Here is a 15370-nt window from a genome sequence, read left to right as displayed (position 1 = left end):
GCAAATCGTCAGCTGTTCGGACGTTTGCCGTGGTTGGCCTTGTTGCCCTTACGAGCACGCTTCTTACGTCCACGCTTTCCCATGATGGGCTCCTCTCGTTTGTTCACTACAGTCTCCCACGTGTGATTGGCTTACTGTGACGGGCCTGGCCTCCGGTGGGTGGTCTGCGCAGTTCGTGGTGACGTGAGAGAGGGGTTCGCCGGTGTCCGAGGACGTTCGTGCGGAGATGGTGTCCACGGTGTTTCAGGTGGTCGTGGCCCGAGGCGACGCAGTCGAGGTCGGTGACACCCTCGTCATCCTGGAATCGATGAAGATGGAGATTCCCGTGCTGGCCGAGACGGCAGGGACGGTCACATCGGTGGACGTCGCGGTGGGCGACGTCATTCAGCAGGGCGACCTCATCGCCGTCGTGTCCTGAGCAGTGATCACGTGAGCTGTCGTGTCGACCCTCAGTGACCTTCTGGCCGAGCACACCGACCTCCCCGGTGTCGCGGTCGACCACTTGCAACGTGTCGTGGGGGAGTGGCAGCTGCTGGCCGACCTGTCGTTCGCCGACGTGCTGCTGTGGGTCGGCACCGACGACGTGTCCAGTGGGACTGCCGACGTGCTGTGTGTGGCTCAGTGCCGGCCGACCACTGCGCCCACGGTCTTCACGCACGACATCGTGGGAACGACGATCTCGGAGTCCGAGCACCCCGACGTGATGGTCGCGCTGCAGCAGCGGCAAATAGTGCACGGAGGAGTGGTGACCCGGACCGAGAGCATTCCGGTGCGCTGCGGGGAGCACGTCATCGCGGTGCTGACCCGAGACACCAATCCCGCGCAGCTTCGTCCGCCGAGTGCCCTCGAGGTCGCGTATCGGGAATGTGCCGACGACCTGTGTCTGATGATCAGCGAAGGGACGTTTCCCACCCCGGAGGAGCGGACCGATGTGAACTCGTCCCCGCGAGCGGGCGACGGATTCATTCGCGTCGACACCGAGGGGCGGGTGGACTACGCCAGTCCCAACGCCCTCTCGGCGTACCACCGGATGGGATTGACGACGGAGTTGTCCGGTCGAGATCTGGCGTCGGTCACGCGATCTCTGGTCACCGACCCGTTCGACTCACAGGAAGTGGCCGACCACATCAGATCGTCGCTCAGCGGCAACGTGGGACACCGGATGGAGGTCGATGCACGCGGTGCCACCGTTCTCGTGCGTACGTTGGCTCTGCAGCCCCGGGGGAGGTCGGCCGGTGCGGCTGTGCTGATCCGCGATGTCACCGAGGTGAAACGACGCGATCGAGCCCTCCTCAGCAAGGACGCGACCATCCGAGAGATCCATCATCGGGTGAAGAACAACCTTCAGACGGTGGCGGCGCTGCTCCGGCTGCAGTCTCGTCGACTCGAGAACGAGGAAGCGCGGACGGCGTTGTCCGAGTCGGTTCGTCGGGTGACGTCCATTGCACTCGTGCACGAGATGCTGTCGATGTCGGTGGACGAGGAAGTGGATCTCGACGAGATCGTCGATCGTCTGGTGCCCATCATGTTGGACATAGCGACGGTCAACCCGAGAGTTCGAGTGGTGCGCGAGGGCAAACTCGGAGTCTTCTCGGCCGAACGGGCGACGCCCTTGGTGATGGTGCTCACGGAGCTGGTGCAGAACGCGATGGAGCATGGATTCGACGCCGGTTCTGCGGGTGTCGTCCGAATCGGAGCGGACCGGTCCGCGAAGTGGCTCGATGTTGTCATCCACGACGACGGGCGCGGGTTGCCCACGGGGTTCTCCCTGGAACGCTCGGACGGTCTCGGACTGCAGATCGTGCGCACGCTGGTATCGGTGGAGTTGAACGGATCGCTCGGTCTGCATCCGGCGGCGGGAGGGGGAACCGACGCGATGTTGAGAGTTCCTCTGGGACGGCGTGTGCCGAGGGCCTGATGCACGTTCGGTGAACAGTGTGTAACGAGCCCGCCGACGATCCGTGGAACGCAGAAGGCCCGGTATCCGCTGAGCGGGTACCGGGCCTTGCCGATTGCTGCGTGTGCGTCCTAGACGGAGCTGCGTGCGCGCGTACGTGCGTTGCGTCGCTTGAGAGCACGGCGCTCGTCTTCACTCATTGCGCCCCATACTCCTGCGTCCTGGCCGGATTCGAGTGCCCAGGACAGGCATTCAGCGGTGACGGGGCACCGAGTACAGACGACTTTGGCATCGGCGATCTGCGCGAGCGCCGGACCACTGTTTCCCACCGGGAAAAATAGTTCCGGATCTTCATCGCGACAAATTGCCTTGTGGCGCCAGTCCATCCTCTGCTCCTTACCGGGCGCCGAAGCGCCGTTTCGTTTCTCTTCTGTTCACGAGTGGGTAACCAATGTTTCCGCACTGTTGCTTGTGAATGCTTTCACGAACTCAGGTGAAGTCAAGGGGTACGCGCGTGACCGTGGTCAAGCTCACTCTGTTAGGCTCGCTTTAGCCTTCTGCGTTCCTTTGTACCCCGAGTGAACGGATTTCGCTCGTGGTTTCCCCAGAACAGCGCTGTGTGTTGCCGCATATGCCCAGGACGGGCGGCCCTCACCTGCCCGGCGCGACCACTTCGAGCGCGTCGGGAGTGGAGAAGAATTCCGCTTCCGTGCGCTCGCCCAGATAGTCGCCATCCATCTGCAAACCGACCGGTTCCGCCGACGAAATTCGGACACTCGGCACATCATCGATCCGAATCAGCTTGCGCGACTTCGGTTCTGCGCCCTTGGCCAGCAACTGGCGAGACACCCGCAAGGTAGGGAGCAAGGCAGTCGAACGCATGCCGAACACTCCCAGACCCGAATCGAAACCGGTACCCGGATTGGTGTGCACCGGCCTCTCGTTCAAATACGTCCACGGACTCGAATTCGACACGAACGCATAGTGCACACCCTCGAACGGATCCTGACCCGGAACCTCCACCGTCAACCGAGCCGGCTGCCGCTTGTGCTTGAAGAACTCCTGCACCGCCGACCGCACATAACGCGTCGCAGACACCGGCTTGCCGTCCTTGCGCCCGGCATCGATAGCTCGACACACGTCCGCATCCAGACCCATACCCGCGTTGAACGTGAACCAACGGTTGTCGCAGTGCCCCAACCCGATCGTCCGCCGCGCCCGTGCATCGAGCAGGCCGATCAACTGATTCGTCGCCGCCACCGGATCCGCCTCGATACCCAGCGAACGAGCGAACACATTCGCACTACCACCGGGAACGACCGCAATCGGCGGAATCGCACCGATCGTCACCGCCTGCATCGACGTCGGCAACGGCACCCCGAGCAACCCGTTGATCACCTCGTTGACCGTCCCGTCACCACCATGAACGATCACCAGACCCATCCCGTCCTCACGGGCACCCCGAGCAAGCTCCGACGCATGATCACGATGAGTCGTCTGCGCAACCGTCACCCGCACCCGACTCGACAACGCATGAGCCAACAGATCCCGAGCCGCAGCCGTCGTAGAAGTCGCATTGGGATTGACGATCAGCAGCGCACGCACGAGCACTGACACTAACGGGGTCGTTCCGCAGGCTCCACTCCGGTCACCTCGGGTCGTTCCGCAGGCTCCACTCCCGTCACCTCGGGTCGTTCCGCAGGCTCCACTCCCGGTTGCCTAGGCTGGTCGCGTGTCCACCTCACCCGAGAACCTCACCCCGCCGGCCACGTTCCGATCCGCCGGGGCGCTCGTCGCAGCGCAAGGCGTGGCGTCGCTGGTGGCCGCCGTCGTTCTTCTCGTCCGAGCGTTCTCCGGAGAAGGGGACAACGCCGTGGCCAACGGCTACGGCACCGCGGGATGGTTCGGTGTCCTCGGTATCGGAGTCGGGGCGGCGGGCATCGCCCTGGTACTCGGAAAACGCTGGGGAAGGTCCATCGCCACCGTCGTACAGCTGCTGCTGCTGCCCGTCGTGTGGTCACTGTTGACCGGATCGCATCAAACCGCCTACGGCATCGCCCTCGGAGTAGTTGTCGTCGGCGTGCTCGTGTTGCTGTTCAGCCCGCCGTCCTCTCGGTGGATGGCCGCCGAATACAGCGACGTCGACGACTGATTCCGCCGAGGTGGTCGTTCAACGCGCCCGGGTGGCCAGCTCTGCCAATGCCGTCTCGGTCAGGCGGAACGTGGTCCACTCGTCCTGCGGCTCTGCTCCGAGTGATCGGTAGAACCCGATCGACGGGGTGTTCCAATCCAGAACCGACCAGACCAAACGCGTGTACCGCCGATCGACGCATTCGGCAGCCAACGCCGCGAGCAGTGCCGTTCCGAGGCCTTCTCCGCGCGCGGCGGGCTGCACGTAGAGATCCTCCAGATAGATTCCGTTGACGCCGTCCCACGTGGAGAAGTTCAAGAACCACAGCGCGCACCCCACCACCGTCCCCTCGTGCTCGGCGACGTGTGCGAACACCGACGGCTGCGCCCCGAACAGCGCAGAACGAAGCTGCTCGTCTCGAACGGTGCACAGCGAGGACGACTTCTCGTACGCGGCCAGTTCGTGCACGAGAGCGGTGACGGCGGGAACATCGGCCTCGGTGGCGCGGCGAATCATCCTGGGTTTCCTTTCGGTGCCGTGGCAGCGGTGAGAATCGACGGGTGCACGTTGTGCGCGACGAGCTGGCGAAACGAATGCTCGAAACCGAGCAACGAATACGCGGCGGGTGAGAGTGCGAAGCGTTTGCCCTCGGTGATGGCGGCCTCTGTCCAGCCGGCGATCAGCGCGCGCGAGAAGTGGCCGTGGCCGACCAACACGACGTCGCGGCCGCTCAACAGTGGCAGCACCACCGAGAGCACCAGTTCGACGCGCACTGCGATGTCTCCGATGGACTCACCACCCGGGCACGGATGCGTCCAGACGGTCCAGTGCGGCACCGTCTCGTGGATCTGCGTCGAGGTGATGCCCTCGTAGTCGCCGTAGTCCCACTCCGACAACGCATCCCACGTCCGGTCGACCTCCAGGCCTGCGAGCTCGGCAGTTCGACGGGCGCGCTCTCGCGGACTCGTGATCACCAGGGGATCGCGCAGCTTCAGGAGTCGGAGGAGCGATCCGGCCTCGACGGCCTGTCGCTCGCCGGTACTCGTGAGAGGGACGTCGGTGTTCCCGGTGTGCTTGCCGGCAAGCGCCCATTCGGTCTCACCATGCCGAAGTAGAACGACTCTGCCGGCCTCGACGCCGCCGTGTGTGGTCATGGAACGATCATGCCCGCTCTCGAGATGTGGCCCTTGTCATAGGTGGCCTGCGGATGTGTCCGATTTGTCGATTGAGTACGGACCTACCGGCCGGTTACTCTCGGGGCGAATCTTCGCTGCCTCGGACAACACAGCTCTTCCCGTCGTGCCTCACACTTCCATCTCATCTCCTGGAGAACCATGACCGACCTGCAGAAGCCCGTGTCGTCCGATGCTCCGGAGAAGCTCGACGGCGCGTTGCTGAAGATCGCCGGTGTCGTCGTGCTCGGGGCGATCATGTCGATTCTCGATGTCACCGTCGTCAGCGTCGCGCTCCGGACGTTCACCGACGTGTTCGACACCACCTACGCCAACGCCGCGTGGACGATGACGGGCTACACGCTCGCTCTGGCGACCGTCATACCTCTGACCGGTTGGGCTGCCGATCGGTTCGGTACCAAGCGCCTCTACATCACCGCGCTGGTGCTGTTCGTCCTCGGTTCGGTGCTGTGCAGCTTCGCCTGGGACATCACCTCGCTCATCGCCTTCCGGGTGTTGCAGGGTCTCGGCGGCGGCATGCTGATGCCGCTGGGCATGACGATCATGACGCGCGCCGCCGGTCCCGAGCGAATCGGGCGGGTGATGGCCGTGTTGGGTGTTCCGATGCTCATCGGTCCCATCGCAGGGCCCATCCTCGGCGGCTGGCTGATCGAGGCAGCGAGCTGGCACTGGATCTTCCTCATCAACCTGCCGATCGGCATACTCGCCCTGATCGCGGCCGGGGTGATCTTTCCCAGGGACAACCCGACTCCGTCCGAATCCTTCGACTTCCGCGGCATGCTGATGCTCTCGCCCGGCCTCGCCCTGTTCCTCTACGGCGCGTCCTCGGTCGTCGAAACCGAAACCGTTCTCGCGGTGAAGGTACTGGTCCCGGTCATCGTCGGGCTCGTGCTGATCGTCCTGTTCGTTTTTCATGCCCTGCGTGTGCAGCATCCGCTGATCGATCTACGGCTGTTCGCGAACCGATCGCTCACCGTGGCCGTGATCACCACCACGCTGTTCATGGTCGCCTTCATGGGCGCGGGACTGCTGTTCCCGAGCTATTTCCTGCTTCGCGGCGAAACGACGTTGACTGCCGGGCTGCTGCTCGCACCGCAGGGCATCGGCGCGATGATCGCGATGCCGATCGCCGGAGTGATCGCCGACAAGTTCGGTCCCGGCAGGATCGTGCTGGCGGGAATGGTGCTCATCACCGCAGGGATGGCGGTGTTCACCCAGGTCGGCACCGACACGTCCTACACCCTGCTCATCGGCGCACTGTTCGTCATGGGTCTCGGCCTCGGTTCGACGATGATGCCCATCATGACGGCCGCGCTGCAGACACTGACCGACGAAACGGTTGCCCGCGGCTCGACGTTGATGAACATCGTTCAGCAAGCGGCCGGTTCCATAGGCACTGCGCTGATGTCGGTGGTGTTGACCGCTCAGCAGAAGCCCGCATCGACGGCGACCAGCCAGGTCGAGGCCTTCGACATCTCGGCCAGGGCGTTCGGAACCACCTTCATGGTCGCGCTGATTCTGATCGTCGCCACGTTCGTCCCCGCCTTCTTCCTGCCCCGAACGAAGCACGTCACCGAGCGGTCCGCGGCACCGATCGCGATGCACTGACGCGCCCGAGAGATGCCGAACCCTCGCTCATCGGCTCGATGTAAGCAAGGATCAGGGCCGTGACGACAATTCTCGCGGTAGCGAATCAGAAGGGCGGCGTCGCCAAGACCACCACGGTGGCTTCGCTCGCGGCTGCGCTGCATGCTCTCGATCGACGCGTCCTGGTGGTCGACCTCGACCCGCAGGGCTGCCTGACGTTCTCGCTCGGGCACAACCCGGACAAGCTCGATTCCTCGGTCCACGAAGTGCTGACCGGGGATGCGAAGGTCGAGGACGTCCTGATCGAGACCGCGGAAGGAATCGTGCTGCTGCCTGCGACGATCGATCTCGCCGGCGCGGAAGCGTTGCTGCTGATGCGTGCGGGTCGCGAATTCGCCCTCAAGCGGGCCCTCGCACCGATCCTCGAGGATTTCGATGTCGTCGTCATCGATTGTCCGCCGTCGCTCGGGGTACTGACCCTCAACGGCCTCACCGCCGCGCAGTCGGTGTTGGTGCCCCTGCAGTGCGAGACCCTCGCGCATCGAGGAGTCGGTCAGTTGTTGCGAACGGTGTCCGAGGTGCAGCAGATCACCAACCCCGATCTGACGCTTTTGGGTGCCCTTCCCACACTGTTCGATGCTCGCACCACGCACAGCAGGGACGTGCTCGGCGATGTCTCGGATCGCTATTCGTTACCGGTGCTCGCGCCGCCGATTCCGCGGACCGTGCGCTTCGCGGAGGCCAGTGCATCCGGCGCGACGGTACTCTCGGGCCGAAAGAACAAGGGCGCGCAGGCCTATCGAGAACTTGCCGAGAATCTGCTGGCGCACTGGGACGGCAAAGCCGATCTGAAGACCTACGATCCGGCGGAGTAGCACGAAGCCCCTGAGATCGAGTCAGCCCAGAGCGACCACGTCGGAACCGCGTTGCTCGACGACCACGTCGCCGATCACCGAGATCTGTATCGGGCCGTCGTAATCGCCTCGGTCGACCGGAATGTCGGCCGTCGAAACACCGGTGACGAGATCGACCACCGATATGCCGTCGGGTACGGGTACGAGGAGTCGTCCGGCCATGACCGCGCCGTTTCCGAGGGCTCCGGGGACGGTCCACAGAGGGCCGAGGTTGTCGGGATCGAACGCCTGGACTCCCGCGCCGGTGAACCAGGTGAGCACCGAACCTGCTTTCGTTGCAGGGAAGTTCGGGGTAGGGGAGGAGCCTCCGGGGAGAGCGAATTCGGAGGTTCTCGCGGCCGCGTCGTCGTACAGTCCCACCCGATCGGGCGCGCCGTTGTTCGCTGGGATCCACAGCGCGACAACGCTGCCCGTGATCGCGATGATCCGCCCGGCAGTCGGTGTGTCGGATTCGGGAACGAGTTCCGGTACCACCGCTGACCCGTACTCCTCGGGTTCACTGGCGTCCTTGGGGGCAGGATTGATGAGCGACAATCGCGCGGCGGGCTCTCCCGGGCACTGTTCGAGCACGGCCGTTCGTGAGTTCGTCGACGCCGAGGACAGCAATGTGCAGCCGGTTCTCGGCTGACTTCCCGGATTGACCGGGGCGTCCACTCGGCCGTATTCGAGGGTGCGCACCAGGTCCGACCGCCACAGCTCCATGCGGGTGTCGCCCCTCGATGTCACGTAGGTGCCGTCGGAGGACAGGCGGACCGCATCGTCGGCGTCGGACGTGCGCTGCGCCTTGCGGTCTCCGGTGGCCCCGTCGAGCTCGGTGACCTGAGAGCAGCCGCGGCCGTCGCGGTAGACCGCGACCGCGGTGTTCCACGACGCGACCACCGAGCAGAGCGGGAGATCGCGTGTGTACGACCAGGATTGCTCGCCCGACCGTGGATCGCGGCCGAGGACGGCACCCCCGTCGGCGGTGACCACCGTGGATCCGGTGACGACAGGAAACGGGGTTCGCGTCGAGTCCGTCGCTGCGCTCGGTGCGCGCCACAGTTCGGTGAGCGTCGTGGGCACCGCGGCGGCGGGTTCGGCTCGAGGCAGTGGCTCCTCGGCCGGGATCGATGTGGTTCCGCGAGCATCACCGGTGAACCAGGCGATGCTCGCGGCAACGACCACCACCACTGCGATGACGGCGGCGACGACGAGGTCGGTTCTCGTCCGACGTTCTGGAGCCAGCACGGCGGGAGGTTACTCCGATGCGCTCGCAGTCGACGGTCCGGCATCGGCGGACGATCCACTGGGGCGACGACGCCTACGGCGGCGCGGGGCAGTCTTGGTGGCCGTGTCGGTGGTCGCTGTGTCGGTTGTATCCGACTGTCCGGCAACCGAATCCGAGGCGGAAGTGGATTCGTTCGTGGTGGTGGCAGAGCCTGCGGCGTTGTCGCCGTCCTGCCCTGCGCGGGTGCGCCTGCGACTGCGCGAGCGGCGCGGCTTCGTCGTCGACGACGCGTCGGCCGCAGGCGCTGCGGCATTCGTCTCGCCGTCGTCTTCCGTCTTCTCCGGGGCACGCGACGGTGCCTTGCGCACGGTGCCGGTGGCATCGGTGGGGATGTCGAGGTCGGAGAACAGATGCGGCGAGCTCGAATACGTCTCGACCGGATCCGGCATACCCAGACCCAGAGCCTTGTCGATCAACTGCCAGCGCGGGATGTCGTCCCAGTCGACGAGGGTGACGGCGATACCGGTGCGCCCTGCACGGCCGGTGCGGCCGATGCGGTGGACGTAGGTCTTCTCGTCCTCGGGGCACTGGTAGTTGATGACGTGGGTGACGTCGTCGATGTCGATACCTCGGGCCGCGACGTCGGTGGCGATCAGCACGTCGATCTTGCCGGTGCGGAACGCCTTGAGAGCCTTCTCGCGCTGGACCTGGCCGAGGTCTCCGTGGACCGCGCCGACCGAGTAGCCGCGCTCGGCCAGCTCGTCGGAGACCTTCTGCGCGGTGCGCTTGGTGCGGGTGAACACCATCGTCGCGCCGCGACCTTCGGCCTTGAGGACCTTGGCGACCATCTCGACCTTGTCGAGGGCGTGGGCCCGGTAGACGTGTTGGGCGGTGCGATCGTGCACGGCCGAGGACTCCGCCTCTTCGGCGCGGATGTGCGTCGGCTGCGTCAGGAAGGTGCGGGCCAGAGTGATGATGGGGCCGGGCATCGTGGCGGAGAACAACATCGTCTGACGCTTGTCGGGGACCATGCCGAGGATGCGCTCGATGTCGGGGAGGAACCCGAGGTCGAGCATCTCGTCGGCCTCGTCGAGAACCAGGACCCCGACCTTGCCGAGGATCAGGTGGTTCTGCTTGGCGAGGTCGAGCAGTCGGCCCGGGGTGCCGACGACGACGTCGACGCCGTTCTGCAATGCGCTGATCTGCGCCTCGTACGGACGGCCACCGTAGATGGAGAGCACCTTGACGGGGCCGTTCGCGCCGCTGAGGTACTTCGACGCGTTCTCGAGGTCGGAGCTGACCTGCACGCACAGTTCACGCGTCGGCACGATCACCAGGGCGCGGGGGGTGCCGTCCAGCGGGGAGGTGCCGGAGTTGTCGGTGGCGAGTCGGTGCAGCAGGGGCACACCGAAGCCGAACGTCTTGCCCATTCCGGTGCGTGCCTGACCGATGAGGTCGTCGCCCGCGATGGCGAGCGGCAGCGTCAACTCCTGAATGGCGAAGGTGCGCTCGATTCCCATCTCGGACAGCGCGCGAACGATGGTGGGGTCCACGTTCAGCTCGGCGAAGGTGGGAGGTACGTGCGTGTCGTCCACGTGCGCCGACACCGTGGTGTCGCCGGTGTCGGACTCTTGGTCGATGACTGTCTTGCTCAGGGGACTGGCCTTCCTCGTGTTCGAACGTGCGCACGAGGAAGGGCATAGGCCTATTGCCGGCCGAAGTCGATGCCCTCGATCCGATGTGATGTCGCCGTCAGCCTCAGCGCGGCCGCGGACTGCGATGTCCGCTGCGGCGAAGCTGTCGAGGCGACCCGGATCAGGTGCGCACACATTATCGATGACCGTCGCGTGCTTCTTCGGTCCGTTTCATCGGTCCGCGAGCGACGATCGAGCACCATGGTAGCTTGCCGAACGGATTTCTCCATTGTCGGCAGGTCGCGGCAGGTCCGGCGCGCGCCGAGACGACGGGTCCGACACCGGACTACGATTGCCGCATGGGAGCCCATTCGTCGGAGCCGTCGTCCGCAGTTTCACCCACCACCGTCGTCGAGTCGCCGGAAACGGACCGGGTCGACCCGGCGATCGCGCACGATCACCCCGGCATTCCGGATCTTTTCGCGGTGCTCGCCTACGGCGAGATCTCTGCGTTCTATCGCCTGGCGGAGGACGCTCGAATGGCTCCGACCATGGAGGGTCGCGTCGCGCTGGCGAGCATGGCGGCTGCGGAGATGAGCCACTTCGAGACGTTGCAGAAAGCCCTGTCGGATCGCGGTCTCGATGTCTACGCCTCGATGGATCCGTTCGTTCGCGCTCTGGACGAGTACCACGAGTCGACGACGCCGTCGACGTGGTTGGAGTCGTTGGTCAAGGCCTACGTGGGTGACGGCATCGCGGCCGATTTCTACCGGCAGATCGCGCACAGTCTCGACCCGGCCGTGGCCGAGATCGTTCGAGACGTGCTCGCCGAGACCGGACACTCGGAGTTCGTGGTGCACGAGGTCTCCGACCGGGTTCGCGCCAGCTCGCAGGACAAAGCACGACTGATGCTGTGGGGTCGTCGTCTCCTCGGTGAGGCCATCACCCAGGCGCAGTTCGTGCTCGCTCGCCGCGAGTCGCTGACCGATCTCGTCATCACCGCGTCGGGAGACCTCAACGGTGTCGTCGCACTGTTCGATCGCATGCAGGAACAGCATGCGGAACGGATGTCCTCACTCGGCCTGGACTGACCGCACTGGGCGCTGTTCGCTGACAGCACAGGGCGTCGGGCATCCGGGGCGACACCTCTGCACTAGCCTGGCGTGAGCAGAGTTGTCGAGAGTTCGGAGGTTGACCGTGGAGGTCAAGATCGGTGTTTCGGAGAGTTCCCGTGAGCTCGTCGTGAACAGCACGCAGTCCCCGGCCGAGGTCGAAGCGCTCGTATCGACCGCCTTCGCCGGTAAGGACGGAGTGCTGTCGTTGGAGGACGAGAAGGGACGCAAGTTCTTGATTCAGGCTTCCAAGGTGTCGTACGTCGAGATCGGTCCGTCCGATGCTCGCAAGGTCGGATTCGCGACCGCCTGAGACCGCGCGGAACGAAAACACGCCCCTCACTCGGATCGAGTGAGGGGCGTGTTGCGTTCGTGGGTCCGTTCCCTACGGTGCCTGCAGGGGAACGTGTGACAGACCGCCCCAGGCCAGCGACACCGTGGTGTCGACGGCGTCTTCCTTGGAGATCGGCCGGTCGGCTTCGAGCCAGTACCGAGCGGTGAACTGACTGGCCCCGACCAGGCCGACAGCCAGTACGCGGGCCCGGTACGGATCGAGTCCGGAGTCGTGAGCAACCAGGTCGAAGACGGCGTCTACGCAGGCTTCCGTCGCCTGCTCGACGCGCGCATTGACCTGCGGGTCGCCCATCAGATCGGACTCGAAGACCAAGCGGAAGCCCTGTGTGTCGGTGTCGACGAAGTCGTAGAACGCCAGCACTGCGGCGCGAACGCGCTGCCTGTTGTCCGTGGTCGAGCGCAGGGCCTGACGGACTCCCGCGATCAGGGTGTCCACGTAGCTCTGCAGCACCGCCAGATACAGCTCGAGTTTTCCCGGGAAGTGCTGGTACAGGACCGGCTTGCTGACACCGGCGCATTCGGCGATCTCGTCCATTCCGGATGCGTGATATCCGCGGGTCACGAATATTTCGCTCGCAGCAGCGAGCAGTTGCGCCCGACGGGCATCGCGCGGCAACCGTGCGCCGCGGCGATTGCCGGTGGTGGCCGGCCGGTCGGAAGACCGCCGGTCATCGAGATCTGTCATCAATTATGTTCCCATCCGCGTCGACAGCTGCGCTCGTCTTGGTTCGACAACGAACGGTCCGGCATGAACTTCCGGCGGGTGGCCGTCGGTTCGGACCGTTCGTAGCGCAGATCACGGGCAACGATACTCGTGGCTGCCCGCACTCACGGGATCCTGGGGGACCGTTGCGAAAAGTGGGCAATACCGGATCATGTCGAGCGGTTTGTTCGTACGATGTTTTCGTACCGAAAACCCGATAGTTCCGTTCCCGGTATCGGCGTGCCGAGCAGCGGGCGGTGAGGATTGTGAGATCGTGATCGAGTGACTGACCGAGGCGGGCCGCGTATCCGCGGTGGTGTGCAGTCGGGCGGCGTCGACGAGAGCTACGACGATCGGTCGGACGACTTCCCACGCACCGTGGGAAGTCGTGGGTCGCATCAACCGCTCCGCGCGCAGTGGGACCCGACGCAACGCGAGGTCAAGCAACGCAGTCCCAGACCGGATCGCGACATCAGGAAACAGAGCAAGCTCGGAAAGTTCGCGTCCACGTACGGCTGGCGGGCGTACGCGGTTCCGATTCTGATCGTGGTGACCGCGCTCGTCGTGTTCGATGCCGTGCGAACCGGTGACCCCGTCACCGGCACCGCCGCGCAGTCCACCAATGTCGATCCCGGATTCGGCACCCTGAGTGCGGACACGACCTCGGGCACCGGAGTCATCGGCGTGCCGCCGCAGGCCGACGGCAACTTCGCGGAATCGATCTCCTCGGGTGAACTACCCGACGGTGGTCCGTTCGCGGTGCAGGGAGCCGGAACGTGGCACACCGTGCCGGGCACCACCGAGCAGGTGGGTCAGGGGACCGAGCGGGTGTTCACCTACACGGTCGAGGTGGAGGACGGCGTGGACACGGTCGGGTTCGGCGGCGACGAGTCGTTCGGCCGATTGGTGGATCAGACCCTCGCCAACCCCAAGAGTTGGACGAACGATCCACGGTTCGGATTCCGTCGAATCGATCAGGGCGATCCCGACTTCAGGATCTCGCTGACGTCGCAATTGTCGATCCGCCAGGCCTGTGGCTACGACATCCAGCTCGAGGTCTCCTGTTACAACCCCGGCATCGAGCGAGTGGTGCTGAACGAGCCGAGGTGGGTGCGTGGGGCGATCTCGTTCCAGGGCGACATCGGCTCGTACCGCCAGTACCAGATCAATCACGAGGTCGGCCACGCGATCGGCTACCAACAGCACCAACCGTGCGAGACCGACGGCGGGCTGGCTCCGGTGATGATGCAGCAGACTTTCGGGACGTCCAACGACGACATCGCGCGACTGGACCCCGCGGGAGTCGTTCCGATGGACGGCAAGACGTGCCGTTTCAACCCGTGGCCCTACCCCCGAGGTTGATCGGCTGGGTTCGGGACGGGCCGGGGGATTAGATTCGAACGTGGCGTGCCGGGTACTCGGTCGTCGTGTCGAGTCGAGGAGCGTCGCTGCGTCGTGGTCCATCTCCCCCCTCTGGTCGAACCCGCGGGCGAACTGACTCCCGAGGAAGTCGCCCGATACAGCAGGCACCTGATCATCCCCAATGTAGGAACGGACGGTCAGAAGCGACTGCGCAACGCACGCGTGCTCGTCGTCGGTGCCGGGGGGCTCGGTTCACCCGCGCTGCTCTACCTGGCAGCCGCCGGTGTCGGCACCCTGGGCATCGTGGAATTCGACGATGTCGAACTGTCGAACCTGCAACGGCAGATCATCCACGGCCGATCCGACGTGGGTCGTCCGAAGGCCGACAGCGCCAGGGACTCGATTCTGGAACTCAACGACGGCGTCGAGGTGGCGCTGCACCGTGTTCGACTCGACTCCTCGAACGCGCTCGAACTCTTTCGGCAGTACGACCTCGTCCTCGACGGGACCGACAATTTCGCCACCCGATATCTGGTCAACGACGCGGCCGCCCTGGTCGGCATCCCGTACGTGTGGGGTTCGATCTACCGGTTCGAGGGGCAGGTGTCGGTGTTCTGGGACGCCGCGCCCGGTGACGCAGGCATCAACTATCGCGACCTGTACCCCGAGGCTCCGCCGCCGGGCATGGTGCCCTCGTGCGCCGAAGGTGGGGTGCTGGGGGTGCTGTGTGCGTCGATCGGGTCGGTCATGGTGACCGAGGCCATCAAGCTGATCACCGGAATCGGCGAGACGTTACTGGGTCGATTGATGATCTACGACGCGCTGGCGATGAACTACCGAACCGTCGGCCTGACTCGGGATCCGCATCGAACGCCGATCACCGAGCTGATCGATTACGAGGCATTCTGCGGAGTGGTCCCGGCCACCGAATCCACCGGAGAATCGATCACCCCGGCGGAGCTGCACGCACTGATGCAGTCCGGACGCGAGATCGCCCTCATCGACGTGCGCGAGCCGGTGGAGTGGGACATCGTCCGCATCGACGGTGCGCGTTCGATTCCCAAGGATCGAATCCTGTCGGGCGCGGTGATGGCGGAGCTTCCGCAGCACATTCCCATCGTGCTCTACTGCAAAACCGGCATCAGGTCCGCGGAGGTGCTCTCGGCCCTCGTCGGTGCCGGTTTCTCCGATGCCGCCCATCTGCACGGCGGAATAGTGGAGTGGGCCAAGCAGATCGATCCCGGTTTGCCCATGTACTGATGCGGTCCGTGTGCGC

General features: G+C 65.0%; 17 protein-coding genes. 9 read left to right on the top strand and 8 right to left on the bottom strand.

The features are described 5' to 3' along the window. Positions 1–8: 8 nt before the first annotated feature. Entirely contained in the window at positions 9–83 is a 75-nt protein-coding gene (locus CH276_RS29350; RefSeq protein WP_370878772.1) for a 50S ribosomal protein bL37, read from the bottom strand. A 119-nt stretch (positions 84–202) separates the two neighbouring features. Here CH276_RS29350 and CH276_RS08735 point away from each other — a divergent pair, with 119 nt between their 5' ends. Beyond that, entirely contained in the window at positions 203–418 is a 216-nt protein-coding gene (locus tag CH276_RS08735) for a biotin/lipoyl-binding carrier protein (RefSeq protein WP_008717734.1), read from the top strand. A gap of 21 nt (positions 419–439) precedes the next feature. Then, positions 440–1918, top strand: coding sequence for a sensor histidine kinase (locus CH276_RS08730; protein WP_045195759.1), 1479 nt, complete (start codon positions 440–442; stop codon positions 1916–1918). Positions 1919–2028: 110 nt separating this feature from the next. Here CH276_RS08730 and CH276_RS08725 read toward each other — a convergent pair whose 3' ends face one another. Together CH276_RS08725 and CH276_RS08720 are read right to left on the bottom strand one after the other, a co-directional pair. After that, a complete protein-coding gene (locus tag CH276_RS08725; protein ID WP_032366305.1) occupies positions 2029–2283 on the bottom strand; it encodes a WhiB family transcriptional regulator in 255 nt (84 codons plus the stop codon). A gap of 265 nt (positions 2284–2548) precedes the next feature. Beyond that, on the bottom strand, positions 2549–3502 hold the full coding sequence (locus CH276_RS08720) for a diacylglycerol/lipid kinase family protein (protein WP_032398298.1): 954 nt from the start codon (positions 3500–3502) through the stop codon (positions 2549–2551). A 127-nt stretch (positions 3503–3629) separates the two neighbouring features. On the opposite strand from CH276_RS08720, the gene CH276_RS08715 reads away from it, so the two are divergent. Next, complete coding sequence (locus CH276_RS08715; protein WP_045195754.1) at positions 3630–4049, top strand: hypothetical protein; 420 nt, start codon at positions 3630–3632, stop codon at positions 4047–4049. Positions 4050–4067: 18 nt separating this feature from the next. On the opposite strand, the gene CH276_RS08710 is transcribed toward CH276_RS08715, so the two are convergent. Both CH276_RS08710 and CH276_RS08705 read right to left on the bottom strand, forming a co-directional pair. Further along, complete coding sequence (locus CH276_RS08710; RefSeq protein ID WP_045195752.1) at positions 4068–4544, bottom strand: GNAT family N-acetyltransferase; 477 nt, start codon at positions 4542–4544, stop codon at positions 4068–4070. Then, entirely contained in the window at positions 4541–5182 is a 642-nt protein-coding gene (locus CH276_RS08705) for an acid phosphatase (protein WP_094632505.1), read from the bottom strand. The genes CH276_RS08710 and CH276_RS08705 overlap by 4 nt, the downstream gene beginning before the upstream one ends. A gap of 180 nt (positions 5183–5362) precedes the next feature. On the opposite strand from CH276_RS08705, the gene CH276_RS08700 reads away from it, so the two are divergent. Both CH276_RS08700 and CH276_RS08695 read left to right on the top strand, forming a co-directional pair. Further along, positions 5363–6829, top strand: a complete 1467-nt coding sequence (locus CH276_RS08700; protein ID WP_094632503.1) for a DHA2 family efflux MFS transporter permease subunit — start codon at positions 5363–5365, stop codon at positions 6827–6829. 59 nt (positions 6830–6888) lie between these two features. After that, positions 6889–7683 carry a ParA family protein gene (locus CH276_RS08695; RefSeq protein ID WP_032397676.1) on the top strand — a complete coding sequence of 265 codons (795 nt, stop codon included), beginning with the start codon at positions 6889–6891 and terminating at the stop codon, positions 7681–7683. Between the two features lie 21 nt (positions 7684–7704). On the opposite strand, the gene CH276_RS08690 is transcribed toward CH276_RS08695, so the two are convergent. Both CH276_RS08690 and CH276_RS08685 read right to left on the bottom strand, forming a co-directional pair. Next, complete coding sequence (locus tag CH276_RS08690) at positions 7705–8949, bottom strand: Rv3212 family protein (RefSeq protein ID WP_094632501.1); 1245 nt, start codon at positions 8947–8949, stop codon at positions 7705–7707. A 9-nt stretch (positions 8950–8958) separates the two neighbouring features. Beyond that, entirely contained in the window at positions 8959–10638 is a 1680-nt protein-coding gene (locus CH276_RS08685; protein WP_032398300.1) for a DEAD/DEAH box helicase, read from the bottom strand. A 284-nt stretch (positions 10639–10922) separates the two neighbouring features. On the opposite strand from CH276_RS08685, the gene CH276_RS08680 reads away from it, so the two are divergent. After that, positions 10923–11654 (top strand): ferritin-like fold-containing protein, encoded by a 732-nt coding sequence (locus CH276_RS08680; RefSeq protein ID WP_032397678.1) that lies wholly within the window; start codon positions 10923–10925, stop codon positions 11652–11654. A 106-nt stretch (positions 11655–11760) separates the two neighbouring features. After that, positions 11761–11988, top strand: coding sequence for a DUF3107 domain-containing protein (locus CH276_RS08675; protein ID WP_032397679.1), 228 nt, complete (start codon positions 11761–11763; stop codon positions 11986–11988). A gap of 72 nt (positions 11989–12060) precedes the next feature. On the opposite strand, the gene CH276_RS08670 is transcribed toward CH276_RS08675, so the two are convergent. Further along, positions 12061–12714, bottom strand: a complete 654-nt coding sequence (locus CH276_RS08670) for a TetR/AcrR family transcriptional regulator (RefSeq protein WP_032397680.1) — start codon at positions 12712–12714, stop codon at positions 12061–12063. A 300-nt stretch (positions 12715–13014) separates the two neighbouring features. On the opposite strand from CH276_RS08670, the gene CH276_RS08665 reads away from it, so the two are divergent. After that, positions 13015–14094: a DUF3152 domain-containing protein gene (locus CH276_RS08665; protein ID WP_176459170.1), complete on the top strand. Its 1080-nt coding sequence runs from the start codon at positions 13015–13017 to the stop codon at positions 14092–14094. A 93-nt stretch (positions 14095–14187) separates the two neighbouring features. Next, positions 14188–15354 carry an adenylyltransferase/sulfurtransferase MoeZ gene (gene moeZ / locus CH276_RS08660; RefSeq protein ID WP_094632499.1) on the top strand — a complete coding sequence of 389 codons (1167 nt, stop codon included), beginning with the start codon at positions 14188–14190 and terminating at the stop codon, positions 15352–15354. The last annotated feature ends 16 nt before the right edge of the window (positions 15355–15370 follow it).

The sequence above is a fragment of the Rhodococcus sp. 06-470-2 genome, from assembly GCF_002258235.1.
GTDB lineage: Bacteria > Actinomycetota > Actinomycetes > Mycobacteriales > Mycobacteriaceae > Rhodococcoides.
The sequence above is the reverse complement of the archived record's forward strand: the minus strand, read 5'-3'. Positions and strand labels throughout refer to the sequence as shown.